This window comes from Yersinia intermedia (assembly GCF_900635455.1).
GTDB classification, from domain to species: domain Bacteria; phylum Pseudomonadota; class Gammaproteobacteria; order Enterobacterales; family Enterobacteriaceae; genus Yersinia; species Yersinia intermedia.
In genome coordinates this window covers 1,953,472-1,980,049 of the sequence record NZ_LR134116.1, presented here as the reverse complement: position 1 = coordinate 1,980,049, position 26,578 = coordinate 1,953,472, and the positions used below count along the sequence as shown (strand labels likewise).

The window sequence follows — 26,578 nt, the reverse complement described above, 5'->3', positions numbered from 1 at the left end:
ACATAGAGTCAAAGAAAAAGGCCTTTTTACCGCACCTTTCACCAATATTCGCTTATGTTGCGGCGGACAGTTTAAAATGCCTGATTAAATTACGCTACGGTTTATGGAAAATATTATGCTGCAACTGGTTCTTGCTTCAACCTCATCATATCGCCAAACTTTGCTGGAAAAGCTGCAATTACCCTTTGTTACTGCGGCACCACAGACCGATGAAAGCCCGCTGGCAGGCGAAACAGCCAGTGCGCTGGTACAGCGCTTAGCCAGTGCAAAAGCCCTGACATTGGCGGGGCGTTTTCCACAACATCTGATAATCGGCTCTGATCAGGTCTGTGTGATTGACGATTTAATCGTCGGGAAACCCCATAATTATGCAAACGCAATGAAGCAATTGCAGCAAGCCAGTGGGCAATGTGTCACTTTTTATACCGGTCTGGCCCTATTAAATACAGCAACCAACAGCCTTAGTTGCCTGTGCGAAACTTTTGATGTCTATTTCCGGGCGCTCAGCGAGGCAGAAATAGACGGTTATTTGACGCGAGAGCAACCGTGGAATTGCGCCGGCAGTTTTAAAAGTGAGGGGTTGGGTATTACCCTATTTGATCGATTATCAGGGCGAGACCCCAATACACTTATCGGTCTGCCCTTAATCGCCCTCACCCAAATGCTGATTGAGCAAGGGGTAAATCCATTACTGTATGCTGAATAAAAAAAACAGGGTGCAGTTTCATACCTGCACCCTGCTATTTCGATGAGTTAATGCTGAAATTTACTTTTCTGCCGCTTTCTTGCGTAACATCAGCAGGCAGTGGCGTAACTGATTGTCCAGTGGCGCTTCAATACGCATGGTTTCACCGCTATTGGGGTGCTCAAAACGTAATGCTGCCGCATGTAAAAATAATCGATGCAACCCCGTGCCTTGCAATTGTTGATCAAATTCACGGTCGCCGTAGCGATCATCAAAAGCAATCGGGTGGCCCGCATGGAGCGCATGCACGCGGATCTGGTGGGTCCGGCCAGTAATCGGGCTGGCTTTGACCAGGGTTGCGTGCTCAAAACGCTCTTCAACTTTAAACCGCGTTTCTGAAGGTTTGCCCTCACTGCTGACTTTCACCACCCGCTCGCCACTTTGCAGAATATTTTTCAATAAAGGTGCCTGAACCGCTTTACAGTGAGATTGCCATTGGCCTCGCACCAATGCCAAATAGTCTTTCTGCATCCCTTTTAACCGCAGTTGCTCATGTAAAGAACGCAGCGCAGAACGTTTTTTCGCCACCAACAAAACACCGGAGGTATCGCGGTCAAGGCGATGAACCAATTCAAGGAAACGGGCTTCGGGGCGTAACGCGCGCAATGCTTCAATAACACCAAAACTCAAACCACTGCCACCATGAACCGCCGTACCGGAAGGTTTGTTCAGTACTAACAAATAGTCATCTTCAAATAAAATACAGTCGGCCAACGCCGCAACTTTATCCAGTTTGGCAGAAATCTGAACCTCTTCTCGCTCAGCGATACGCACGGGCGGAACACGAACCACATCACCGTCAGCCAGTTTATATTCTGGCTTAATGCGCCCTTTATTAACGCGAACCTCACCTTTGCGCACGATGCGGTAGATCATACTTTTTGGCACACCTTTCAATTTAGTGAGCAAAAAGTTATCGATCCGCTGACCAGCTTCGTCGGCAGAAATGGTGATTAATTGTACTGCTGGATTATTCGTTTTCATGGTGCGCGATTCTAAATACACCGAGGAATTAGCGCCACCCCTTTTTCTGTGCTTAACTGTCATTCTGACTATTTAAAGATAACGTTTGCGCGCATTTATTGTTTAATAAGACAACGATAGCCGCCAACACTGTGAAAACAGTAAAAGAATCTTTACGTAGACAGGTAAAGTCATCTTGCTATATCAGTGTCAGCAATGGAATAATGTCACTAATTCTGCGTTGATTCTCGTTAGACCAAGAGACTTGTGGAATAATATACTTTGCCTGATCACACAAAAACGCAGCAATGGCGTAAGACGTAATGTGAAATCAAGCAATTAGCGGGCTGCGGGTTGCAGCTTGGCCGGCAAGTGGGTCTGCTCTGTTGTCTTATATTCAGAAGCGGCCCTTTATATAAAAGCGCTGTTTTTCAGAAAGAAACACAGGCTTACCGAAATAATGCGCCCCTATGCAGGCGACAACCGTGAGGTTGACGGCTTTGCTAGAAGACTCGGGGTCATCGGTTTACCCGGCCATAGAGGTTATTTTGCCCGCAGTTCTAACGCCAATGTAAAAATAACGAGTAAGTTAAAGATGAAAAGAATGTTGATTAACGCAACTCAGCAAGAAGAGTTGCGTGTTGCCCTTGTAGATGGACAGCGGCTGTATGATTTGGATATTGAAAGCCCAGGTCATGAACAGAAAAAAGCGAATATTTACAAAGGCAAAATCACCCGAATCGAACCCAGTCTGGAAGCCGCTTTTGTTGATTACGGTGCTGAACGACATGGTTTCCTCCCATTAAAAGAAATTTCTCGCGAATATTTCCCTAGTAATTATTCCTCTCATGGCCGCCCAAACATCAAAGATGTACTGCGCGAAGGCCAAGAAGTTATTGTTCAGGTTGATAAAGAAGAACGTGGTAATAAAGGTGCCGCACTAACCACTTTCATCAGCCTGGCTGGCAGTTATTTGGTTCTGATGCCGAACAACCCACGTGCCGGCGGTATTTCTCGCCGCATTGAGGGTGATGACCGCACCGAACTGAAAGAAGCCCTATCCTCCCTGCAATTGCCTGATGGCATGGGTCTGATTGTCCGTACTGCTGGTGTTGGCAAATCTGCTGATGCACTGCAATGGGATTTGTCATTCCGCCTGAAGCATTGGGATGCGATTAAAAAAGCCGCTGAAGGTCGCCCTGCGCCGTTCTTGATCCATCAGGAAAGTAACGTGATTGTCCGCGCTTTCCGTGATTACCTGCGCCCGGACATCGGCGAGATCCTGATCGATAACCCTAAAGTTCTCGAACTGGCAAAGGAGCATATCGCCGCTCTGGGTCGCCCGGATTTCAGTAGCAAAATCAAGTTGTATAGTGGTGAAATCCCCCTATTCAGCCACTACCAAATTGAGTCTCAGATTGAGTCAGCGTTCCAGCGTGAAGTGCGTCTACCTTCCGGCGGTTCTATCGTTATTGATACCACCGAAGCCCTGACGGCAATTGATATCAACTCCGCGCGTGCAACACGTGGTGGCGATATCGAAGAAACCGCATTCAACACCAACCTTGAAGCTGCTGATGAGATTGCCCGCCAGTTACGTTTACGTGACCTCGGTGGCCTGATTGTTATCGATTTCATCGATATGACGCCAGTGCGCCACCAGCGTGAAGTTGAAAACCGCCTGCGTGATGCCGTTCGCCAAGACCGCGCCCGCATCCAGATTGGCCGTATCTCTCGCTTTGGCTTGCTGGAAATGTCCCGTCAGCGTCTTAGCCCGTCACTGGGTGAGTCAAGCCACCACGTTTGCCCACGCTGTAGCGGTACCGGTACCGTTCGTGACAACGAATCATTGTCACTTTCTATTCTGCGTCTGATTGAAGAAGAAGCGCTGAAAGAAAATACCCATGAAGTTCATGCAATTGTTCCGGTACAGATTGCGTCGTATCTGCTCAACGAAAAACGTGAGTCCGTCAACGCCATTGAAAAACGTCAAGGTGGTGTGCGCGCGGTGATCGTGCCAAACGATCAGATGCAAACACCACACTATTCTGTTCTTCGGGTACGTAAAGGCGAAGAGGTTCCTTCTCTTAGCTACCTGTTGCCACAACTGCATGAAGCAGAGATGGCACAACCGTTGGAAGAAGCAACGATTGAGCGTAAACGTCCAGAACAGCCAGCGTTGGCAACGTTCTCTCTGCCAACCGAAGTGCCACCAGAAGCCGCACCTGCTAACGTCAATGCTAAACCAAGCGTTGCGCCACAAGTAACGGCATCTGCTGCTGCACCAGAACAACCCGGCTTCTTTAGCCGTTTGTTCAGTGGCCTAAAAGGTATATTCGGCACATCGGAAGAAGAAGTTAAACCGGTAGAGGTTGAGAAAACCGAAACCAACGAAAACCGCCGTAATGATCGTCGCAATCCTCGCCGCCAGAATAATGGCCGTAAAGAGAGAGGTGATCGCACGCTGCGTGAAGGCCGTGATAACAGCGCGCGTGACAACAATGGTGGTCGTGACAGCAATAGTCGTGACAATGCGAACCGCGAAGGTCGTGAAGATCAGCGTCGCAACAAGCGCCCTGCGCCACAAACTGCTGCGCCGCAAGCGCAAACTGACGTTGTCGAAGCTGATAAAGCACCACGCGACGAGCAGCAACCACAGCGTCGGGGTGATCGCCAACGCCGTCGTCAGGATGATAAACGTCAGGTAGCGCAGGAAGTCAAAGCCGAAGTAGAAGTGGCAGCAGTCAGTGTGGTCGAAGAAGTGCAACCTGAGCAAGAAGAACGTCAACAGGTTATGCAGCGTCGTCAACGCCGTCAATTGAATCAGAAAGTCCGTATTCAATCTGCAAATAATGAGCTGAATGTGCTGGAAAATGCAGTGCAGGAAAGTCCGGTTAGTACCCCGGTGGCAAACATTGCAGCGCCAGTTGTGCAGGAAGAAGTGAAATTACTGCCACAAGCCACAGCTCAAAGCGATGATGAAGGGTCTCACGATCGCAATGCCAATAATGAAAATGGCATGCCACGTCGTTCGCGCCGCTCACCTCGCCATCTGCGCGTCAGTGGTCAGCGTCGCCGTCGTTATCGTGATGAGCGTTACCCGACACAATCTGCTATGCCGCTGGCTGGTGCTTTTGCCTCACCAGAAATGGCTTCAGGCAAAGTGTGGGTTCGTTACCCAGTTGCTCAGACAGTTGAACCTGCTTTTGTAGCAAACCCGGTTGAACAACCATTGCCAGTAGAAGTTGCAGCGGTAGAGACTCCGGTTAATATCCCAGCCGTGATTGTAGCAGCCCCAGTTGTTGCCGCAGCGCCTGTTGCTATCGTGACCGAAACAGTCGCTCCAGCCCCTGCGTCGCAGCATAAACCAGGTGGTTCTTCATCTTCAGCCGCCGCTGTACCAGGCCGTGCTCCTGTTGTCGCGCCCGTAGTTGTAGAACTGCCTGCTGTAGAACCGGCTGCCGTTGAGCCAACCGCCGTAGAGCCTGCGAGTGAAGTGGCGCAAGTTGAAGCAGCATCTGAAGTTGAAGAAACTGCAATTGTAGACGCTGGAGTTGCGGAAACTATCGCTGAACCTGTTGTTCAGGAAGCGATAATTGAGGAAGCAATTGCTGAAGACACTGTGGTGGAAGAAACCATTGTTGCTGAAACTGCTATTGTTGAAGCACCGACGGAAGAAGCTGTTGTTGCTGAAACCGTGGTGGCAGAAGCTGTAGCTGAAGCACCGGTAGTAACTGAAGCCATTGTTGAAACATCAGCAGTTGAAGAGCCGCTGATTGAAGAAGCCGTTGTTGAAACCCGTGTAAGTGACGCGGTTATTGTTGCGGCGCCAGTTGTTGTGCCACAACAGCCGGTTGTCGCTCATCCTGAAGGTGTGGTATTCAAACACTATGCTTCAGCACCAATGACGAAAGCACCGGCACCGGATTACGCGCCAGAGTCACCAACTAAAGGCCAATGGGAACGCCCAGCCTTTGATTTTGCAGGTAAAGGTTCTGCTGGTGGCCACGCGGCTGCAACGCAGGCAACGGCACCGGCAACAAAACCGCAATCCGTCGAATAAATGTAATTTTATTCAGACCAAACATTGCAAAGACAAAACCCGCCATCAGGCGGGTTTTTTTTATATTGGTGATATTGTTAGCCAGAGATCACTCTCAGGCTATCTGTTTCAGTTTCTTTATTTCAAGGCTTTCCAGTTTGCCCTCAATGGCTTTGACAAACTCGTTGAAATGCCCGGTTTTATTATGTTTTTCCAATGCATCATCAGATGCCCAGCGTTCGAAAAACACAAAAGAACCTTTCTGGCCGCTTTCGGCATGGAGATCATATTGCAGATTCCCCTTCTCCTCGCGACTCGGTTCTATTACCAAATGAACCGCTTCATTTACTGCATCAATAAATTCAGGTTTTGCCACTAAACTGGCGATGACACGGACTTCCATAGTTATTCTCCCATGCTGTACATTCAATTAGCGTATTTTACTGCTAATCAATAGCTCACCCTATCGGGCAATTTTATCCCGAGCCCCTCTATAAGATGCCCTTTTTGTCTTGTTTTCAACTTAACCCTAACAATCAGATGCATCCGGCGCACTTTCCGCTTATCCTTAGACCCCGCCGGAAACAGTATAAAAACCCCAATATCTCATCATGACTGCGGAGCTAGTTGAATGACTGCACAACCCCAAACCCTGAAAATTCGCCGCCCGGATGACTGGCATATTCACTTACGTGATGACGAAATGCTCAGTACCGTGCTGCCCTATACCTCCGAGGTGTTTGCCCGGGCCATTGTCATGCCCAATCTGGCCCCGCCGATTACTACGGTTGCCAGTGCTATCGCTTATCGGGAACGGATTTTGGCCGCGTTACCTGCCGGGCACAATTTCACGCCGTTGATGACGTGTTATCTGACCAATACACTTGATGTCAAAGAACTGACCACCGGTTTTGAGCAAGGCGTATTTACTGCGGCAAAACTGTATCCGGCCAATGCCACTACCAACTCAAATCACGGTGTATCCGATATCCCAGCGATATACCCGCTGTTTGAGCAAATGCAAAAGATTGGCATGCCGCTGCTGATTCACGGTGAAGTAACTGAAGCTGCCGTTGATATTTTTGATCGCGAAGCGCGCTTTATCGATCAGATTCTGGAACCGGTACGCCGCCAATTCCCTGAATTGAAAATTGTCTTCGAGCACATCACGACTAAAGATGCCGCTGACTACGTGCTGGCAGGCAATCGTTTTCTTGGAGCAACCATCACCCCACAACATCTGATGTTTAACCGCAATCACATGCTAGTTGGTGGTATTCGCCCCCACTTGTTCTGTCTGCCAATACTAAAACGCAGCACCCATCAAGAAGCGTTACGCCAGGCCGTTGCCAGTGGTTCGGACCGTTTCTTCCTCGGAACCGACTCAGCTCCCCATGCCAAGCACCGTAAAGAGTCATCCTGCGGCTGTGCGGGCGTCTTCAACGCACCATCAGCCCTGCCGGCTTATACGACCGTGTTTGAAGAGATGGGTGCGCTAGAGCATCTTGAAGCATTCTGCTCCTTAAATGGCCCACGCTTCTATGGTCTGCCAGTTAACGAAGACTTTGTTGAATTGGTTAAGGCACCTTTCCAACAACCAGAAGAAATCCCATTAGGGGATGAATCTGTGATTCCTTTCCTTGCCGGTCAAACTATCAACTGGTCAGTTAAAAGCTGATAACCTTCGCTGTAGGGGCTAAATCCGTACAGCGAAGATTTTTATATCAGTTACTTGCAACCTGAATATTTACACTGTATAAATAACCAGTATAAATATTCGGAGGGCCAAATATGCGTGTTGAAGTCAGTATTGATAAAAAAAACCCGTTACCCGCAGGTGCTATCGAAGCACTAACCCATGAATTGAGCAAACGGCTAAATACCAAATTCCCGGATACGACCACCACAGTACAAGTGCGTTACGCCGGAGCAAATAATCTTTCTGTTTTAGGGGGAGCCAAAACGGATAAAGATCTGATCTCTGAAATATTACAAGAAATATGGGAAAGCGCTGACGACTGGTTCGACGCGGACTAACCCACTGTAATGCTGTTTTTGCCGGGGAGTCGTTCCTCGGCTTTTTTATATAAAAGTCTTTCCCCCTTGCTCATCCTTACTTCCTTTAGCCAGTTTATTGTTGATTAAGAAATCATCAGAAAATAAATAATTTGTAAATATCTTGCGATAATCACCCAATTCATCGGCGGTTGCGTATACTGAAAAAGCTCACTTGATAATGAGCCGCATTGATCCTCATTAGTCACTCCAGTAAGTAACTACTATATAAGGGGTCTTTATGGACAGAAATGATGAAGTTATTCAGACTCATCCGCTTGTAGGTTGGGATATCAGCACTGTAGATGTATACGACGCTATGATGATACGTCTTCATTACCTGTCTTCCATGGATCAACCGCCAGAAGATGCGCTGGTTGATAGAACGCTTTGGTTAACCACCGATGTTGCACGCCAATTAATAAATATCTTAGAAGCAGGCATTGCTAAAATTGAGTCATCAGAATATCAAGATCTTGATCATCGTAAACATTAATTTTTGTCCACCAGATAACATGTTTCGTGTTCGCCAAAAAAGGCACCAGTGAATATCACTTGGTGCCTTTTTATTAACCGTTCTCACCCTATATGGCTAGCAGCACTTTTTCTCACTTCGCTCCCGTGTTATTACTATCGTTTTAATTTTTATCGGCACTATTGCTACTTTAATTTAAACCGTTCCGGCGATTGCCATGATAAATACACTTTGCTTATGCAAACCGTATTGAAAAAGCCAGGTAGCGATATTCCCCCAGGGTGCAAAATATGGATTATGATTTAATTGTCATTGGTAGTGGCTCCGTAGGCTCGGCTGCAGGTTACTATGCGTCACAAGCCGGTTTAAACGTACTGATGGTTGACAGTGCAATGCCACCTCATCAAGCTGGTAGCCATCACGGTGATACGCGAATCATTCGCCATGCCTATGGTGAAGGTGAGAAATATGTTCCCCTGGTTTTACGTGCCCAAGCACTGTGGGACCAACTATCAGCCCAAACCGGTGAGTCGCTATTTCAGGCCAGCGGTGTCCTTAATCTGGGGCCAGATGACTCTATTTTTCTACAAAATGCCCAGCACAGTGCTCAACAATATAATTTGCCGGTTGAAACCCTAACTGCGGCACAGATCCGTGAAAAGTGGCCAGTATTTAGCGTACCGGATAATTATATTGGTGTGTTCGAACCGCAATCAGGTTATTTACGATCTGAGTTAGCGATTAAAACACTGATTAAAGCCGTCACTGAAGCCGGCTGCGGTATTTTATTCAATTGCCCAGTCACTGCGATTGAACCGCTGGATGGTGGTGTAGATGTCGTCACGATAGACGGTACCTACAGTGCTAAAAAAGTGATTGTCACCGCCGGAACCTGGGTCAAAGAGTTGTTACCCGAATTACCGGTGACCGCCATACGTAAAGTGTTTTCATGGCACCATGCCGATGGCCGCTACAGCGAAGGGAATCATTTCCCGGCTTTCACCGTCGAGACACCAGATAATATTCATTATTACGGCTTCCCCTCACAAAATGACGAGTTGAAACTGGGTAAACATAATGGCGGGCAGCCTATTGAAACTGCTGCACAGCGCAAACCTTTTGGTGGCTATGCAGAAGATGGAACCGAAGTATTTGGTTTTTTACGTAGCTTCTTACCGGGGGTGGGCGTATGCCTGCACGGTGCCGCATGCAGTTACGATATGAGCCCCGATGAAGATTTCATCATCGACACATTACCAGACAACAATAATATCATGGTGGTGACAGGCTTAAGCGGCCATGGGTTTAAGTTTGCCACCGCACTGGGGGAAGTAGCGGCGCTTTTCGCACAGAATAAGCCTTCACCCATTGATATTTCTGCCTTTTCGCTGTCCCGTTTTGCCAAGCCTTAATGCGGTAACAGGCTAGACCTACACTTGATTACGACCGATGACGGCTTCTTTTTCATCTTAGTCATCGGTTGGTTGTTTTCTCATCCACACTTAATTATTAGTATAAAATACTATTTATTTAATAATTAGCAGAGTCTTATATTCGCAAAACCCGTCACAAACAATCGTAAATCCCGAATTGACGTTTTAGCTGCTGGGGGATTACTTTATCCTTGTATGCGGCCAGGTATGGTTGCTGTTAGACAAGGATGTATGCCACATGAAAATATTAATTATCGATGAATGTTTTTATACTCGATCTGGTGTAAATACCTATTTAAATAATTCGTCATGTCTCAATTTAATGGATGTACCCACGGTTAAACAGGCTACTGTCGCTATTCATCAGTTTGATCCTGAAGTCATCATTGTTAATCTCACACAATATTGTCGTTATGGGGGACATTGTCCGTTATTAGCACAATTTTTGAGTTGTTGCCTGCGGGCTAAAGTCTATATTTATCTGGATGCATCATATCCATTTAGTGAAACACCGATACCCCTGACCGATTCTGTATCCATTCTGGCTAAAAGACACTTACCTGAGTTGTTACAGAGGCTATCGAGCGTTTCAGATGAGGATATCAGTAAACCGCAGTCGCCCTACCCGGCATCCCTATTCAGTCCGCAAGAGCATAAAATCATGTGCTACTGGATGATGGAGATGCCCAATTACCGCATTGCCAGGAAGTTGAATATCAGCGACAGCACCGTTTATTCACATAAACGGCATATCACCGAAAAAATAAAAGTCAGGAATCGTTTGGAGTTATGCTTTATTTACAACGTATTTAAATATTTATACTGAGCATACGAGTATACAGAGTTATAGTAACGAAGGTGCCTCCATTCCAGTCAGTTTGCTGAATGTGTGATTTTTTTCTGACAGATAATGTAACCGAATTAATATAGCGCGTTATCGCTTGCGGTTTAAAAAACGGTTACATTTCACTTAACATAGCTAATATAAATCAATCTTTTTCAGTCATACCACGCTGGGCCTATTAACCAAGGCGAGTATCAATTTAATCATGTTTTGACTCGGAATTTAACCTTCCAGCTTATTGTTTATAAAAGTAAAAATCCCTATAATGGGCAACGATTTTAGCCTCAGGCAACCTGCATGTTAAATAAATTGCTCTCGATGGTTATCAATAATGTTCGTGAACATCTACTGCTCTATATCTGCTTGTGGCTGATTCTATTGGCGCTAGATATTTATTTCTTTTTCTATTAGCCCTTGTTCCCAACTTTTCTGTTCTTTTCGCCGGGCCAACAGCCAGCTTCACTCTGTGGCCCAGCGATAAATACGATATCCGTAGTTTTGAGCTACTCAATCTTGGCAGGTTTACCATCACTCAATAACACAGCGATTTTATAACCGTCTGGTGTTAACTCTAATACTATTTTGGCAATAATCGTTAATGGAACAGAGAGCAGCATACCAATCGGCCCGAGTAACCACCCCCAAAAAATCAAGGATAAGAACACCACCAATGTTGATAGGCCCAAGCCACGCCCCATCATCCGTGGGTCAATAATATTGCCCCCAATCAGATTAATCAGAATATACCCGCAGGTAACAGCAAATGCATCGGCAAAACCATTAAATAACAGTGCCTGAATGATGGGTGGCATAGCCGCCAATACGGAGCCGATGTTAGGTATATAATTGAGTACAAAGGCCAGAAGTCCCCAAAGGAAAGCGAATCGGACCCCCATCGCGGCCAGGAATAACCAAATAACAATCCCCGTCGCAATGCTAATAATCGTTTTGATTACCAGATAGTGGGTTACGCCATTTAGCGCACGTTTGAGAATCGCATTCCCTTGCTCAGGGTTATCAAACATCAACTGCATTTTATAAGGCAATCGTTCCACTTCAAACAACATAAAGACCACCGTCATCAGCAGTAAGAACATGCTGGCCATGGCACCAGAAAGGTGACTAAGTAGGCGGGTCACAAAGTTCATAGCGGTGCTGGGATCGACATGCTTCATAATGTCATCCACCGAGAACTCAATATTAAAGCGCATCGCAAACTCTTGCAGGTCGCGCATTTTTTCCAGCATCATGCCCCGATATTGTGGCAATGAACGGGCAAACTCATTTAATGAAGAACCCAGGCGGCTAAAGAGCAATGCCATGAGTAAAATAATAATGGTGACCAATAAGACAATAGCTAAAGTGCGGGGAATTTTTATTTTCTCCAACAGTTTCACTAATGGATTTAATACGATAGCAAGAAATATAGCCAGCAAGAACGGAACCACGATCGGCGATGCCGCTTTTATCCCCGCCATAATAACCACCAGCATTGCCAGCATCGTGACTAACCGTAGCCCTTGGCTACTCACCCCAGGTATTGTCATTATCAATCCTTGTATTGGAATCGCCATTGCGCTAAATATGGCATAAAAAAGACGCTATCGAATAAAATAACCGACAACGTCTTACTTTAATAGTGTATCCAGTAGGTTGGCCCTACGACTATTTTTTATCTGCGCTCTTTTCCGGCATCGGAATGTGCATGGTGGTTTGCAACAATCCCTTCGACTTATTAAAAATCTTGATGCCATTCTCACGCCCGGCACGGCGTGAACGTTGCTCTTCTTGTGGCAACTTCAGCTCTTCCTGACAGATCTCACTACAGCAACCAGCAAACTTTGCCGCACAGGCCGGACACTGAATAAATAGCAAGTGGCAACCATCATTCTTGCAGTTGGTATGCGTATCACAGGGCGTGCCACACTGATGGCAATGGGCAATCACATCGTCAGAGATCCGCTCCCCCATGCGCTCATCAAAAACAAAGTTTTTACCGATAAACTTCAGCGGCAACCCCTGTTCTTTAGCTTTACGGGCATATTCAATAATACCGCCCTCAACGTGATAAACATTTTTAAAGCCGTTGTGCAGCATATAAGCACTGGCCTTTTCACAGCGAATCCCGCCGGTGCAATACATAACAATATTTTTCTCTTTGTCATGTTGCAACATATCAACCGCCATTGGCAGTTGTTCGCGGAAGGTATCAGAAGGGACTTCAATGGCATTTTCGAAATGGCCCACTTCGTACTCATAATGGTTTCGCATATCAACAAACAAAGTATCAGGGTCATCAATCATCTGATTGACCTGATCGGCCTTCAGGTAATGCCCGATATTGCTGGGGTCGAAACTATCATCATCAATACCGTCCGCCACAATGCGTTCGCGAACTTTCATACGCAGCACCCAGAATGACTTACCGTCATCTTCGTGAGCCACATTCAGCCGCACCTGATCCAGCGCGGGATGTGCGGCAAACAGTACTGTTTTGAACTCATCATAACGATTAGCGGGCACACTGATTTGTGCATTGATCCCCTCTTTAGCCACATAAACCCGGCCAAACACGCCGAGTTTAACAAATTGACTATAGAGGCCATCACGGAAGCTTTTGGCATCTTCCAGAGTGAAGTATTTATAAAAAGAAACTGTGGTGCGCGGTTCGGTTTCAGCCAACATGCGCGCTTTAAGTTCCTCATTAGAAATTCGGTTATGTAACACTGGCATGGTGTACGTTCCTGTCTTTCGAAGAGGTTACTGATAAATATTTAATTATTTCTCAATAAGTTATGCGATTTATCGGCCTGTTAGCCACGTTAATTCATCACATAATAGAATTGATTTTCGCCACGGGGAAGTCCGTGCGGCGCATATAATACCTGAAACATGACTGCGGAACATCTTTAGCGGTAATCACGATCAGTAAAAGCGGAAAGAACGATCCCGGTGAGCAAAGCAACGCCGGCAGCAACCAGCAAAGAGAGGGTTTGCCAGTAAGCCCCCATATAACCCAATATGCCACCGACAACCAATAAACCCGCACTGAGTCTTGCTGCTGCCATCGACGGCTCTCCGATAATAATGAATGACATCCATTTATACATCGGAAATATCATAACGTAGAAAGAAAAATCCCTCTTTAATAACGAGGGATTTAAGTCAAAATTGATAGCCTGCTAGCTAATTACGTCTAATTTAGCCGGTAACCCTTGCCGCACCGCCGCACCACTGACCCAATCCAGCCAGGTATTGGGAACTTCCCGCGTTGGATCAGTAAATCCTAAGTCATTCAGATTGCTCCCCTGACCAATACGCGGGTCTGATGCCATCATAACCCCGTCCAACCAATGTGTTCTGGCCCCCATCTCGCGATGTCCATAACCATGTTCAATAGCAACCACTCCGGGCATAACACCATCCAATAAACTTACCTGCACCTCCATCTGACCTCCGGGGGTTGTCAGGCGCACACTGTCACCGTGCTGTATCCCATAGCGCTGAGCATCAGTTGGATTAATCGCCACCAAATTGGTGGGTTTGACCGCGCGTAAACGCTCAATCATCGCGGTAGAACTGCTCATTAGATGGGATTTGAAGGACATTAAGCGTAAAGGCCAGTCCGCTGCCGGATAATGGGTAAAGACATCGGAACCGTCTGCCAGACGAGGTGGATACCAGGTCGGACAGCCGCTATAACGCTCGCCAGTTATCGCATGGTGATGTTGCGCGACATTTTCGCTCCAGATTTGCAGTGGCTTTTTCCACTGCGGCCCGGTGGCATCACCGTTCCAGCTTTTCTCATAAGGCGCAAAACGCCCACCACGCGCCAACAGATAAGCCACCCGGCGCTGCTCATCAACATACAAACTACGGTGTAAGTCAGGCCATAAGCGATCCACGCCGGTTAATTTCAGTTCCTCATCAGAGGCCAGTGGCAGTGGTTTTTCACCGCTATAAGCAATATTGGCAGCGGCGCGTAAGTAGTAATCCTCTGCTCGCTCCAGCGGCAAGTTATTCCCCTGACTGTCCTGCATTGCATTGGCACCAAACCCCGGTAATTGCAATGCCTTGGCCACTGCAATCAGGAAGCTCTCCATGGCCACCGGCTCGCCTTGAGCCGTGCGGGCAGTGCGTGATGCCACGACGGGCCAGCGGGCCGTGCTGGCCTTCACCAGTACCCCGGCCCAAGGCGCACTGAATCCCCAACTCTCAAAATTATGGGTATCCGGTACGATATAGTCAGCCAATGCAGTGGTTTCATTCATAAAAGCATCAATGGCAATAAATAGCGGCAATTGACGAGGATCTTGTAGTTTCGCCTCAATCAAGTTGCGCAGCCCCGCGACCCCGTACAGCGGATTAGTCATATGGCTAATCCATGCCTTAAGCGGATAGGGATAACCCGCCAGTGCCGGTGCCAATTGTTCGGTCAATTGCCCGCCGACAAAGGGATACCACGGGCCACGGGCTGGATAGCCAGGCTGGCCCTGTTGAATCTTTTGCTGATACTCTTGCGATTGTTCATAGCATTGCTTGCCGCGCGATAGTGGCAACCCTTTTGGTTTGATCATTCCAGCAAAAGTAGCTAACTGATAGCGAGGACCATCAGCAAAACCATCAAACTTGCCACCCCCTACCGAAACCCCACCCTTGAGATTCAGGTTACCAATCAGGGCATTGAGCATCATTACCGCCCAAGTGGTATAAAAACCATTGCCACCCATCATGCCACCATGGGAGATAACGGCCGCCTGGCGCTGATAAGCGGTGAATTCTTTTGCTAAACCGATAATTGTCTCTACCGGGACGCCACATTGCTGGCTGTATTCTGCCAGAGTAAAACGCGCTGCCGCTTGCCGCAAACACGCCATACCTGATTGCACTTGTACAATTTGGCCATCATGTAAGGTGACCTCACGCGTGACGAATAATTCAGCGTGTAATGCCGGTGCAGCAGGCTGCAATGCGCCGTCAGCCCCTTGCACTAAGACTTGGCTCTCTTCACCTTCAGCCACTGACACACCACTTAGCTGGCTGACACGGAGGAACTGGCCTGCCAGTGGATGAGTGGCGGTTGTAATCACCAGATGGCTGGCATTGGTCCAACTGCGTTCACCCGCCGCCTGCATGGCGACATCACCGGGAACAGATAAGTAAGCGTGGTTAAAACGGTTCTGTTCGATAATCCAACAGATCATCGCCATTACCAACGCAGCATCTGTGCCTGGCAACACCGGAACCCAACGGTTATGCTGATTAGCCAATGTGGTGGTCAGTGGCAGCGCGGGAGCGACCACCACATAGTTGAAATCATCACGCTGGCGAGCATTGGCTAACTGACGCCCTTGTCGCTTAAACGGGTTGCCAGATTGCGCGGGTGAGGTACCCAGAAATAGGGCAAAACGAACGTTATCCCAATCCGGCTTCACATGGGCATTTTTGTCTAAATCCCCCATCAACGCACCCGAACCGGCACGATACGCCAAGCCGCAATACGCCCCGTGACTACCGAGATTTTTAGTGCCGAATGCTTGACTAGCAAAGCGCCGGATAAAAGCATCGCGCCCATCATCACCGGCGTTAGTCACGAGCAATTGATTAGCTTTCGGCCCTAGTGAGGGCTGCTGAGTATCGATGGGGGTAATCAGGTCACGGATAGCCCGTAGCCCCTCAACCGGCCCTTCACCAAATAAATCACCACCGTCGGTCACTTCCGTCACCAGTTGCTCAAAGCTGATACGCTGCCATTTACCACTGCCCCGTGGCCCGACACGTTTCATCGGTTCGGTAATACGATAGGGGCTATCGACCCCCTCTAATAGCGTCGCGCCGCGCGCACAGGCCGTTGAACGCCCCGCCATGCCTGACTCTCCCCCCAAACGTTGCAGCGCTTCACTCAGCGGTAATTGATACGGAAAATGGTGGTCATGAGACAACGGGTGATAGGGGTTACCGGCGATGCGCAGGATTTGATTGTGCTGGGTATCGACTCGCACCCGCAGGCCACACAAGGTCCAACAACCAAAACATTGCGTCATTGAAACCGCTTGTTGTGGATTGGCCTGCCACTGCTGCCCGATACGCCCTTCTGGCGCTAATGCATTGGCACTAACAGGATCGAGCGTAAGCTTTCCGGCACTGCCATCAATCAGGCCAGCCAATGTTTTGCGTGCCACAGCATGATAACTGGCAGCAAATGCAACCACTCCGCCCAAGGCTAAACTGCCTTTTAACCATTGACGCCGTGTAGACTTAGCCATGATGCATTTCTCCTTCCACTGTTTTCTCGCCAGAGACTGTTTTTTCACTTGAGAATTGTTGTTCAAGCCATCTGACACCTTCGCGGGTAGCAATAATCACCGCGACCCATAACCCGAATGTACCTATAACCGCCAACAATCCTTCACTGCCTAGCGGCAACGAATAGGGATTGGCTAACACGTTGTATTTGGGCAACGTTTGAGTGTGCATCAGCAATAACCAGCGCACCGACCAACACAATGTCAGCGCAGCCAGTACCTGAGCCACCACCACCCCGCTTGATAACGTTTTTTTCCAATTGACTAGCGCCATTGCCAAAAGCAATAGCCACAACACAACAGGGAATGCAGCCAAAGCCTGCGCGCCCGCAGCCCAATGGCGCAACGCTTGTGCCGAGGTATTATCACCACTGACCCACAGCACAGTAACCAACGCCAACAGCACTAAATTGATGAATTGCCAGCGTGCCAGTGCCGCCTGATACTGTGGTTCACGCCACAACCAGGTAGCCAGTAAGGGGGGTATCGTCTGCCAGGCGGTCAGGAAGATAAACAGCGGCAACCATAGGCTAAACCACACAGGCTGGGCACGGAGGATTGACACCTCGCGGCCGGTGTAGAGTAAAATACTGACAGCAGAAAACCCACACAGCCATGCTAAACCAGTCAATACTCGGTCCAGTGGTTTTGCCCGTAATCGGCTGTAGGTCAGTGCCAGAAAATAGAACAGCACCAGTAGGGTAAATAGCGGTAAGAAGAGCGAACCCCATGACATCCACGACCACGGCGTAAAGTGGGCATAGAAGTGCCAGACGCGGGCCGGTTGATGAAGGTCGGCATTGAGCGCCAATGGCGCTACCACCACCGCCGTCACTGCCAACATCAGTGCGGCAAACTCCAGTGGGTTCTGCTGGTGGCGAGAGGACACCCGTTGCCAGCAGGCAAACAACACCCCGCTACAGGCCAGCCCGATAAAAAAGAAATACTGCACCGCCCAAGGTAACCAGGCGATATCTTGCGGACGAGCTAAAATTTCACGGATCATGGGTGAACCTCCTGCCAGAGTGCGGGTTGGCCTTGCAATGGTCGGGTAAAAACCTCATTCAGCCCGAGATAAAACACCTGAGGGTGAGTACCTTGCTCCGGTTTCAACACCTTGATGTCCGACGCATGCTCAAGCAGCATTTTGCGCAATGTACTGTTGTTATCACGTAAATCGCCGATAATCCGCGCCCCGCCAACACAAGATTCCACACAAGCAGGCAGTAGCCCGACATCCAGACGATGGACACAAAAAGTACATTTATCCGCAGTTTGGGTACTGTGATTGATAAAACGGGCTTCATACGGGCAAGCCTGAACACAATACGCGCAACCGACACAACGGGTATTATCGACAACCACAATGCCATCCTGACGCTGATAAGTGGCTTGTACAGGGCAAACGGGCACGCAAGGCGGGTTATCGCAGTGGTTACACAGCCGGGGGAGCAGTACATTGGTGACACTTTCTGCCCCAGACAGGGCAATTTGATACTGATTGACTGTGGTACGAAACTGGCCTTGTGGCAGTTGGTTTTCAATCGCACAACTGACGGTACATGCCTGGCAACCAATACAGCGGCGCAAATCAATCAACATGGCGTAACGCCGTTTGATATCACCTTGTTGGCGTGCCGGTTCCATCTGCCAGCCGGCATCCGCCAATGGCACCAATGCTGCGCCAGCAGTTAACACGCCGATCCGTTGTAGAAATGCTCTTTTCCCTTGATCCATTTTTTGCCTCATCATGCTCTGTGCAAACAGTTTGTTCAGCCGGGTGCCTGCCCAGATAATTAACTGAAATAAAATTATTGAGTTGGAATCTATTCGTAGTGAGATTTTTCTTGATGAAGGGAGTGTAGAAATCACACCGCAGAAACCCTATTGTGGTTTTCCACATTCCCTTTAGCGACTTGATCCAGGACAATTGGGCACCGCGATCGGGATCATAAAAAGGACAATGCATGTACTTCAGAGTACTGGTGCTACTGCTGTATTTATGTGTTTCAGAGGTTCATGCCAGAGACTGGACTATCGGTGTGCTGGCCTTGCGCGGCGATGCCCAAGCGCAAACCCATTGGCAACCGTTGGCCGATCGCCTTAATCAGCACTTAGCGGGGCAGCACTTTCAGTTATTACCCTTGGATTTAAATGCGATGAAAAGTGCCGTGGAGCAAAACCGAATTGATTTTCTACTGACCAATCCGGCGCAATATGTGCAAATTGATAACCACTACCCTCTGCGTTGGCTGGTTTCTTTGCGTTCCAGCCATGAGCTGGACAGCACCAGTCGCAATGTGATCGGCAGTGTTATTCTGGTGCGTGCTGACAGTGATATCCATAATCCCCAAGGGTTGATCGGCAAACGCGTGGGGGCCGTCTCTCCTCATGCCTTTGGCGGTTACTTACTGGGATACAAAGCGCTACGGGATACAGGGCTGCAACCTGAACAGGATTTTCAATTGCATTTTTCTGGCTTCCCCGTGGATGCGCTAATCTATCTGCTGCGAGATCGCGCTATCTCCGCCGCTATCGTGCCCACTTGCCTGCTGGAGGATATGCAGCAGGAAGGATTAGTACGTGTCGCAGACTTTAAGCCGCTATTGGCAAAGAAAACCGCCATTCCATGTCTGAGCAGCACCGAGTTATATCCGAATTGGTCGTTTGCGGCCTTATCCCAAGTGCCGGATGAGCTAGCCGATAATGTTACGCGGATTTTGCTCAGCCCCGATGATGGCAAAACGCCACAATGGGGTGCGCCCTCCTCCACCAGTCAGGTCGAAAGTTTGCTGCGTTCCGTTAATCAACATCCCCAGCAGCCGCAGTTCTGGCAACAGATCCTTGCTTGGGCGCAACAGCATCGGTTGTTAATTGCCGCCATTGCGGTGATTCTGTTATTGCTCGCCGCCAATCATATCTGGGTAGCTTTTCTGGTACGCCGCCGCAGCCAGCAGTTGGAGCAACTTCACCAACAACTTAGGGTCAGGGAAAGTGCGTTGGAACAAGCTCAGCGCCTGAGTATTCTTGGTGAGATGGCATCGGGGTTTGCCCATGAACTGAATCAGCCGCTCAGCGCTATTCAGCATTATGCCGATGGCTGCGCTATTCGCCTGCAACGAGAGCTGGCTGATCACCCATTGCTGCCCATTTTGAATCAAATCAGCCATCAGGCCCGACGGGGAGCTGATACCATTGCTAACTTGCGGTTATGGGTGGGGAAACAGCCCACCGCACATAGCCCCGCCATCCGCCAACCACTGCCTGCTTTGGTTGATCATCTCTGGCAGTTACTGGCAGCAACCAGACAGCCGCAACCTTGTGAACTGCACACCGATATCGAGGCATCATTAGCGCTACTTTTACCGCCCACGCTGCTCGATCAGGTATTGTGTAATCTGATCACAAACAGTTTGCAGGCTGGCGCCCGCCAATTATGGTTCAGTGCTTATCAGCAAGCCGATGTGGCGACATTGATTTTGCAAGATGATGCCGGTGGCCTGACGGCCGCACAGCTCAATCAGCCCTTTACCCCGTTCCGATCCACCAAAAGTGATGGCCTCGGTCTCGGTCTGGTGATTTGCCAGCGATTGGTCAGTAGTCAGGGCGGGAGTCTGGCCCTGCTTAACCACATGGCCACCAATGGCAAGATCGGGCTACGTGTTACCCTGACACTGCCGCTTAACCCAAGCAAGGAGCTTACTTTTGTCACTGATTCATCTACTTGATGACGATATTGCCGTTACCGATGCTTGCCGTTTTTTGCTGGAAAGCCTGGGTTACAAAGTGAAAGTATGGCATGACGGTGAGTGTTTCCTGGCACAGGCTGATTTATATCAATCTGGTGTATTACTACTGGATATTCGTATGCCACTGCTGGATGGTACGCAAGTTTATACCCGGATGCGCCAGCGAGACAGCACGCTGGCCGTCATCTTCCTTACTGCCCATGGGGAAGTGCCGCAGGCGGTTGAGCAAATGAAACTGGGAGCGGTTGATTTCTTACAAAAACCGGTCGCGACTGCACCGTTGATTGCAGCCTTGCAACAGGGCTTGCAGCACACAGAGCGGCTGACAGCACAGCGACAGGTACAACTGCGTTATGCCTCGCTGACACCAAGAGAACAGATGATTGCACAATGGGTTATGCAGGGTTTAATTAATCGCGATATCGCCGATAAAGCCTGTGTATCCGTCAGAACAGTAGAAGTGCATCGGTCTAAAGTGATGGAAAAAATGGCAGTTAACAGTCTGGCGGAGTTAGTCAGCTTATTGAATCCAATCAAATAGATAAATTCAATTATGGTTAATTAACCATCAAATGTGTGATTTAACGGCTGAAATCTTTAACAAAAAGACATAAAAATGATCTTTTGGTGCGGTCTTTTTTCCTGTAAGCCACTAAAAATGCCACAATAGACTACCTTAAATGACAGATGAATACGTTGGTATGGATGACCGGCAACTGCCTATTGAGGTTCGTTAAAGAACCACATGTCCGCTATCAAGAGTAAACAGTTAACTGTCTGGCTGAATGACAATAATGCTGAGAACAGATATGCAAGCTCCTTCTTTTGAACGCTCACTGCTACACCCTCGTTATTGGCTAACCTGGCTTGGCCTTGGCATCCTCTACTTGTTGGTGTTGCTCCCCTACCCAGTTATCTATGTCATGGGCACCAACCTTGGCCGCTTTTCGATGCGTTTTCTCAAGCGGCGTAAACGGATAACGCAACGTAATCTCGAATTGTGCTTTCCCGATATGCCGCAGGCTGAACGCGATGAACTGCTGGTTAAGAACTTTGAATCGGTAGGGATGGGGTTATTTGAAACGGGCATGGCTTGGTTTTGGCCGAATTGGCGCATTGAGCGTTGGTGTAGCGTTAGCGGGCTAGAGCACATTCAACAAGCGCGCGAGGAAGGCAAAGGGGTTTTGTTGATCGGCTTGCATTTTCTTACGCTGGAACTGGGTGCTCGCATCTTCGGTATCTACAATCCAGGCATCGGTGTCTATCGACCGCATGATAATAAAGCCATGGACTGGATGCAGACCTGGGGCCGGATGCGTTCAAATAAAGCCATGTTAGATCGCAAAGATCTGAAAGGAATGATCCGCAGCCTAAAGCAAGGCGAAATTATCTGGTATGCACCCGATCATGATTACGGCCCGCGCAGTAGCGTATTTGTGCCCTTGTTCGCCGTCGATCAAGCGGCAACTACCACCGGGACTTACCTGCTGGTACGCATGGGTAAACCGGCAATTATTCCTTTCACGCCGCGTCGTTTACCTAATGGCAAAGGTTATCAACTGCTGTTACAACCCGCAGTAGAGAACTTCCCGTTAGATAATGAAGTGGCAGCGGCTGCGTTTATGAATAAAGTGGTCGAAAAAGAGATTGCCCAAGCCACTGACCAATATATGTGGCTACACCGGCGTTTTAAGACCCGACCAGAAGGCGCACCTTCATTGTATGAATAGCATGACTTATTCATAAATAGAATATTACTAATGATAATGAGAATTAATTTATATCAATTTTTTTGATACACTTCGTCAGATTTATCCACTAGGCAAATAGGATTTATCTGACGATACTTAGCGTAATTAATCCTAGTTATTATCCGGTTATTTTCTTTTTTAATAAGGATATACACATGTTGGCAAGCCTAAATCTCTGGTTCACGCGGTTAACTAACCACCAAGATGGGGGCAAACTCTTATTGCGCCTTACATTTGGTATTTTGATGTTGTTCCATGGTGTGGCAAAAATTCAGCATGGCACCAGTTGGATTGCTGATTCTTTGCAAGCGCAGGGGATTCCTGGATTTGTGGCTTATGGCGTTTACATCGGTGAAATTGTTACGCCACTGCTGATTATTCTTGGCCTGTTTACCCGCCCTGCGGCATTCGTTTACGCCGTTAACCTGCTAGTGGCAGTATTAATGGTAGGTACCGCTAAATTCTTTACGCTGACTCAGGTCGGTGCCTGGGGTTTAGAGAACGAAGCCATGTATTTCCTGGGTGGCGTAGCCATCATGTTATTGGGCAGTGGCCGTTATTCCGTGACTAAAAATGAAGCTTACCGCTAAACACTGGCGCTAAATAGTGAGTGTAATACCAACCACTTCGCCTTTGGCGGGGTGGTTTTTCCTGTTTTCTGTGCCAATTGCCACATCGTGCTAATGCCGCAACCCCAGTGTTATTACCCAATAGAATAACTATATCCATTCATTTCAGACCGCCTTTCCATTTTATAAAAACTAACATTTATCTCATTGATGTCACTGCACTATGAGCGCATACTTATCAGGCTAAGTATCTTCTTCTCGTGCTTTGCCGCCCCTCCAAACGCCCTACTGACGAATAAAGAGACGCAAAGCAATCACTTGCTTAATCGGTAATTTATGGCCTCAGCCCCACAACCTGTTAACTGGAAAAGAAACCTATTTGTCACCTGGTTAGGCTGTTTTCTAACGGGTGCTGCATTTAGTTTGATCATGCCATTCTTGCCATTGTATGTGGAAGAGTTAGGCGTGAGCGGTCACCAGTCATTGAATATGTGGTCCGGTCTGGTGTTCAGTATCACTTTTCTGTTTTCTGCTATTGCCGCCCCCTTCTGGGGGAGTCTTGCTGATCGCAAAGGCCGGAAAATCATGCTGTTACGCTCGGCGTTAGGCATGGGGATCGTGATGGTTTTAATGGGTATGGCGCAAAATATCTGGCAGTTCCTGGCACTACGTGCGCTGCTGGGGCTACTGGGGGGCTTTATCCCAAATGCCAATGCGCTGATCGCCACTCAAGTACCGCGCAACAAGAGTGGCTGGGCTTTGGGGACACTCTCAACCGGAGGGGTGAGCGGTGCATTAATCGGGCCACTGATCGGTGGGCTGTTAGCAGATAACTATGGCCTGAGACCGGTATTCTTTATTACTGCGGCGGTGTTGTTGCTCTGTTTTGCCCTGACCTGGTTGTATGTCAGAGAACAGTTTGCACCGGTGCTGAAAAAAGACATGCTCAACGGGCGACAAGTCTTTAACTCCCTGAAGAACCCGAAGCTCATCCTGAGCCTGTTTGTCACCACCATGATCATCCAGATTGCTACCGGTTCAATTGCACCGATCCTGACGTTGTATGTGCGCGAACTGGCCGGTGATATTCATAATTTGGCTTTCGTCAGTGGCATGATTGCATCGGTTCCAGGGGTTGCTGCATTGATGAGCGCGCCAAGATTAGGAAAACTGGGCGATAGAATCGGCCCAGAACGCATTCTGATTGCTATGCTGGCACTGTCAGTACTTATCCTGATCCCGATGGCTTTCGTGCAGACCCCATTGCAATTGGGTATTTTGCGCTTCTTGCTGGGGGCAACAGATGGTGCATTGCTCCCTGCGGTACAAACGTTACTGATTTATAACTGCACCAATCAAGTCGCTGGGCGGATCTTCAGTTATAACCAATCGTTTCGTGATGTCGGCAATGTCAGCGGCCCACTACTCGGTGCTGCGGTCTCTGCCAGCTATGGTTTTCGCGCCGTATTCTGTGTGACTGCCTTAGTCGTGCTATTTAACGCCATCTATTCTTACTGGTGCTTGCAGCGCCAGCCCTTAAAAGCACGGCAACGTGAGGTGCAACAACAGCAAGATAGCTGAACCAATCACACCGCAGACGCCGCCCAAAACCGCGCAAGTTCTCGCGATAAAAGCGCAGATATCCCAGCTCTTTTTCAGCCAAAGCCCCCAAGAGATGTACTTACAAATAACCAACTAATGGCTAATCTGATGCCAAAGTGCAGTTTATTGTGTTTTTATTCATAAATTTTTCACTCTGCTGCCAACACACATAAGAAAAACACAACAATCCAACCCAACTCATTGATAAATAATATCAATAATAATATTCATTCATGAAATTCAGTCTTGATTTTTTGTAGCGAAATAGCGCAAAAGCCAGAAATATAACGCTAAGAAATGCGATGCGTGTCGACTTTTCATCTAAAAATACGATATAACCCCGATAGACCGCAAAAAATGACGTTATTATTGCGTTAAATACTACGCTAACGAGTGTTAACCCTGATAATCGGCCGCAGTGCCAAAGGGGGGAGCATTCGATGATGGTTTATTCGCCCGATTTTAACGGCGATTCTATGGGAAGACTTTATGCAAACCTCTGTTAACTCCGAAGGCGGCCGCACGTTCTTTGGCCATCCTTATCCACTTAGCGGCCTGTTTCTTTCTGAAATGTGGGAGCGTTTCTCGTTCTACGGCATCCGCCCACTGTTAATTCTGTTTATGGCGGCCACCGTTTTTGACGGCGGTATGGGCCTGCCCCGTGAGCAAGCCTCTGCTATCGTTGGGATTTTTGCCGGTAGCATGTATCTGGCAGCCTTACCCGGCGGCTGGCTGGCTGATAACTGGCTCGGTCAACAACGTGCTGTTTGGTATGGTTCTATCCTGATTGCACTGGGCCATCTATCAATTGCACTATCAGCGTTCTTCGGCAACAACCTGTTCTTTATCGGTTTAGTGTTTATCGTGCTGGGTACCGGTCTGTTCAAGACCTGCATCTCCGTCATGGTCGGCACACTGTATAAGCCAGGTGATGCCCGCCGCGACGGTGGTTTCTCACTGTTCTATATGGGTATCAATATGGGGTCATTTATCGCGCCGCTGCTTTCCGGTTGGTTGCTGCGATCCCATGGCTGGCACTGGGGTTTTGGTATCGGCGGTATTGGTATGCTGGTTGCACTGGTTATTTTCCGTGGTTTTGCTATCCCAGCGATGAAGCGCTATGACGCAGAGGTTGGGCTAGACTCAAGCTGGAATAAACCGACCAATCAGCGTCAAGGGGTTGGCAAGTGGGTTGCAGGTATTATGGTGCTAGTGGCAGTGCTGATTACCCTGATATCACAAGGGGTTATCCCGATAAACCCAGTATTGATCGCCAGCTTATTGGTCTATGTTATTGCGGCCTCAGTAACACTCTATTTCGTTTATCTGTTTGCCTTTGCCAATATGAGCCGTAAAGATCGCGCTCGCCTATTGGTGTGCTTCATTCTGTTAGTGTCTGCGGCGTTCTTCTGGTCAGCCTTCGAGCAGAAACCAACCTCATTCAATCTGTTTGCCAATGATTACACTAACCGTATGTTTATGGGCTTTGAGATCCCAACGGTCTGGTTCCAGTCAATCAATGCGCTGTTTATTATTCTGTTGGCGCCGGTATTCAGTTGGGGCTGGCCTGCATTGGCGAAGAAGAAAATTCAACCCAGCAGTATCACCAAATTTGTCATTGGTATCTTATGCGCGGCGGCTGGTTTCGCCGTGATGATGTATGCCGCACAGCATGTGCTTAGCAGTGGTGGTGCCGGTGTTTCGCCGCTGTGGCTAGTAATGAGTATCTTGCTGCTGACGCTGGGTGAACTGTGCCTTAGCCCGATCGGTTTAGCGACCATGACCTTACTGGCACCAGACAGAATGCGCGGCCAGGTGATGGGCTTGTGGTTCTGCGCTAGTTCTCTGGGTAATCTGGCCGCAGGCCTGATTGGTGGACACGTTAAAGCGGACCAGCTTGATATGCTGCCGACGCTGTTCGCCCGTTGCTCAATAGCATTGGTTATCTGTGCGGCAGTGCTGATATTACTTATCGTGCCTATTCGCCGGCTGATGAATAATACTCAGGGCCAACAAGCGGCCTGATGCCTGTACTGCAACCCCTG

General features: G+C 48.5%; 22 protein-coding genes. 14 read left to right on the top strand and 8 right to left on the bottom strand.

What is annotated here, in order from left to right; all coding sequences use genetic code 11:
• Positions 1-115 precede the first annotated feature (115 nt).
• A complete protein-coding gene (locus EL015_RS08960) occupies positions 116-706 on the top strand; it encodes a Maf family protein (protein ID WP_032905867.1) in 591 nt (196 codons plus the stop codon).
• A 60-nt stretch (positions 707-766) separates the two neighbouring features.
• Here EL015_RS08960 and rluC read toward each other — a convergent pair whose 3' ends face one another.
• A complete protein-coding gene (gene rluC, locus EL015_RS08955; protein WP_032905902.1) occupies positions 767-1,729 on the bottom strand; it encodes a 23S rRNA pseudouridine(955/2504/2580) synthase RluC in 963 nt (320 codons plus the stop codon).
• Positions 1,730-2,303: 574 nt separating this feature from the next.
• Here rluC and rne point away from each other — a divergent pair.
• Complete coding sequence (rne, locus tag EL015_RS08945) at positions 2,304-5,771, top strand: ribonuclease E (protein WP_005183246.1); 3,468 nt, start codon at positions 2,304-2,306, stop codon at positions 5,769-5,771.
• A gap of 94 nt (positions 5,772-5,865) precedes the next feature.
• Here the strand turns inward: rne and EL015_RS08940 are convergent, their stop codons facing one another.
• Positions 5,866-6,153 carry a putative quinol monooxygenase gene (locus EL015_RS08940; RefSeq protein ID WP_005183250.1) on the bottom strand — a complete coding sequence of 96 codons (288 nt, stop codon included), beginning with the start codon at positions 6,151-6,153 and terminating at the stop codon, positions 5,866-5,868.
• Positions 6,154-6,381: 228 nt separating this feature from the next.
• Between EL015_RS08940 and pyrC the strand changes: the two genes are divergently transcribed.
• From pyrC to EL015_RS08910, 6 genes are all read left to right on the top strand, one after another.
• Positions 6,382-7,428, top strand: a complete 1,047-nt coding sequence (pyrC, locus tag EL015_RS08935; RefSeq protein WP_005183253.1) for a dihydroorotase — start codon at positions 6,382-6,384, stop codon at positions 7,426-7,428.
• Between the two features lie 113 nt (positions 7,429-7,541).
• Positions 7,542-7,787, top strand: a complete 246-nt coding sequence (gene dinI / locus EL015_RS08930; protein WP_005183256.1) for a DNA damage-inducible protein I — start codon at positions 7,542-7,544, stop codon at positions 7,785-7,787.
• A gap of 259 nt (positions 7,788-8,046) precedes the next feature.
• Positions 8,047-8,301, top strand: a complete 255-nt coding sequence (gene bssS, locus EL015_RS08925; RefSeq protein WP_032813201.1) for a biofilm formation regulator BssS — start codon at positions 8,047-8,049, stop codon at positions 8,299-8,301.
• Between the two features lie 269 nt (positions 8,302-8,570).
• A complete protein-coding gene (solA, locus tag EL015_RS08920; protein ID WP_005183264.1) occupies positions 8,571-9,692 on the top strand; it encodes an N-methyl-L-tryptophan oxidase in 1,122 nt (373 codons plus the stop codon).
• A gap of 259 nt (positions 9,693-9,951) precedes the next feature.
• A complete protein-coding gene (locus EL015_RS08915) occupies positions 9,952-10,539 on the top strand; it encodes a helix-turn-helix transcriptional regulator (RefSeq protein WP_032905868.1) in 588 nt (195 codons plus the stop codon).
• A 315-nt stretch (positions 10,540-10,854) separates the two neighbouring features.
• Positions 10,855-10,968, top strand: a complete 114-nt coding sequence (locus tag EL015_RS08910) for a DUF2770 family protein (RefSeq protein WP_005183270.1) — start codon at positions 10,855-10,857, stop codon at positions 10,966-10,968.
• 92 nt (positions 10,969-11,060) lie between these two features.
• Here EL015_RS08910 and EL015_RS08905 read toward each other — a convergent pair whose 3' ends face one another.
• The 6 genes from EL015_RS08905 to ttrB all read right to left on the bottom strand — a co-directional run bounded on the left by EL015_RS08905 (position 11,061) and on the right by ttrB (position 18,599).
• Positions 11,061-12,104: an AI-2E family transporter gene (locus tag EL015_RS08905; protein ID WP_032905869.1), complete on the bottom strand. Its 1,044-nt coding sequence runs from the start codon at positions 12,102-12,104 to the stop codon at positions 11,061-11,063.
• Between the two features lie 118 nt (positions 12,105-12,222).
• Entirely contained in the window at positions 12,223-13,290 is a 1,068-nt protein-coding gene (trhO, locus tag EL015_RS08900; protein WP_032905870.1) for an oxygen-dependent tRNA uridine(34) hydroxylase TrhO, read from the bottom strand.
• A gap of 176 nt (positions 13,291-13,466) precedes the next feature.
• On the bottom strand, positions 13,467-13,625 hold the full coding sequence (locus EL015_RS21685; protein ID WP_005183278.1) for a hypothetical protein: 159 nt from the start codon (positions 13,623-13,625) through the stop codon (positions 13,467-13,469).
• 114 nt (positions 13,626-13,739) lie between these two features.
• Positions 13,740-16,823 carry a tetrathionate reductase subunit TtrA gene (gene ttrA / locus EL015_RS08895; protein WP_032905871.1) on the bottom strand — a complete coding sequence of 1,028 codons (3,084 nt, stop codon included), beginning with the start codon at positions 16,821-16,823 and terminating at the stop codon, positions 13,740-13,742.
• A complete protein-coding gene (gene ttrC, locus EL015_RS08890; protein WP_032905872.1) occupies positions 16,816-17,868 on the bottom strand; it encodes a tetrathionate reductase subunit TtrC in 1,053 nt (350 codons plus the stop codon). The genes ttrA and ttrC overlap by 8 nt, the downstream gene beginning before the upstream one ends.
• Entirely contained in the window at positions 17,865-18,599 is a 735-nt protein-coding gene (ttrB, locus tag EL015_RS08885; RefSeq protein ID WP_005183284.1) for a tetrathionate reductase subunit TtrB, read from the bottom strand. The genes ttrC and ttrB overlap by 4 nt, the downstream gene beginning before the upstream one ends.
• Before the next feature lie 230 nt (positions 18,600-18,829).
• On the opposite strand from ttrB, the gene ttrS reads away from it, so the two are divergent.
• The 6 genes from ttrS (at position 18,830) to EL015_RS08855 (ending at position 26,558) form a co-directional block, all read left to right on the top strand.
• Positions 18,830-20,590 (top strand): tetrathionate respiration histidine kinase TtrS, encoded by a 1,761-nt coding sequence (ttrS, locus tag EL015_RS08880; RefSeq protein WP_005183286.1) that lies wholly within the window; start codon positions 18,830-18,832, stop codon positions 20,588-20,590.
• Complete coding sequence (gene ttrR, locus EL015_RS08875) at positions 20,568-21,152, top strand: tetrathionate respiration response regulator TtrR (protein ID WP_032905873.1); 585 nt, start codon at positions 20,568-20,570, stop codon at positions 21,150-21,152. The genes ttrS and ttrR overlap by 23 nt, the downstream gene beginning before the upstream one ends.
• A gap of 268 nt (positions 21,153-21,420) precedes the next feature.
• Positions 21,421-22,341, top strand: a complete 921-nt coding sequence (locus EL015_RS08870) for a Kdo(2)-lipid IV(A) acyltransferase (RefSeq protein ID WP_032905904.1) — start codon at positions 21,421-21,423, stop codon at positions 22,339-22,341.
• 176 nt (positions 22,342-22,517) lie between these two features.
• Entirely contained in the window at positions 22,518-22,952 is a 435-nt protein-coding gene (locus EL015_RS08865; protein WP_032905874.1) for a DoxX family protein, read from the top strand.
• A gap of 315 nt (positions 22,953-23,267) precedes the next feature.
• A complete protein-coding gene (gene mdtG / locus EL015_RS08860) occupies positions 23,268-24,512 on the top strand; it encodes a multidrug efflux MFS transporter MdtG (RefSeq protein ID WP_005183299.1) in 1,245 nt (414 codons plus the stop codon).
• 510 nt (positions 24,513-25,022) lie between these two features.
• A complete protein-coding gene (locus EL015_RS08855) occupies positions 25,023-26,558 on the top strand; it encodes a peptide MFS transporter (protein WP_005183303.1) in 1,536 nt (511 codons plus the stop codon).
• The last annotated feature ends 20 nt before the right edge of the window (positions 26,559-26,578 follow it).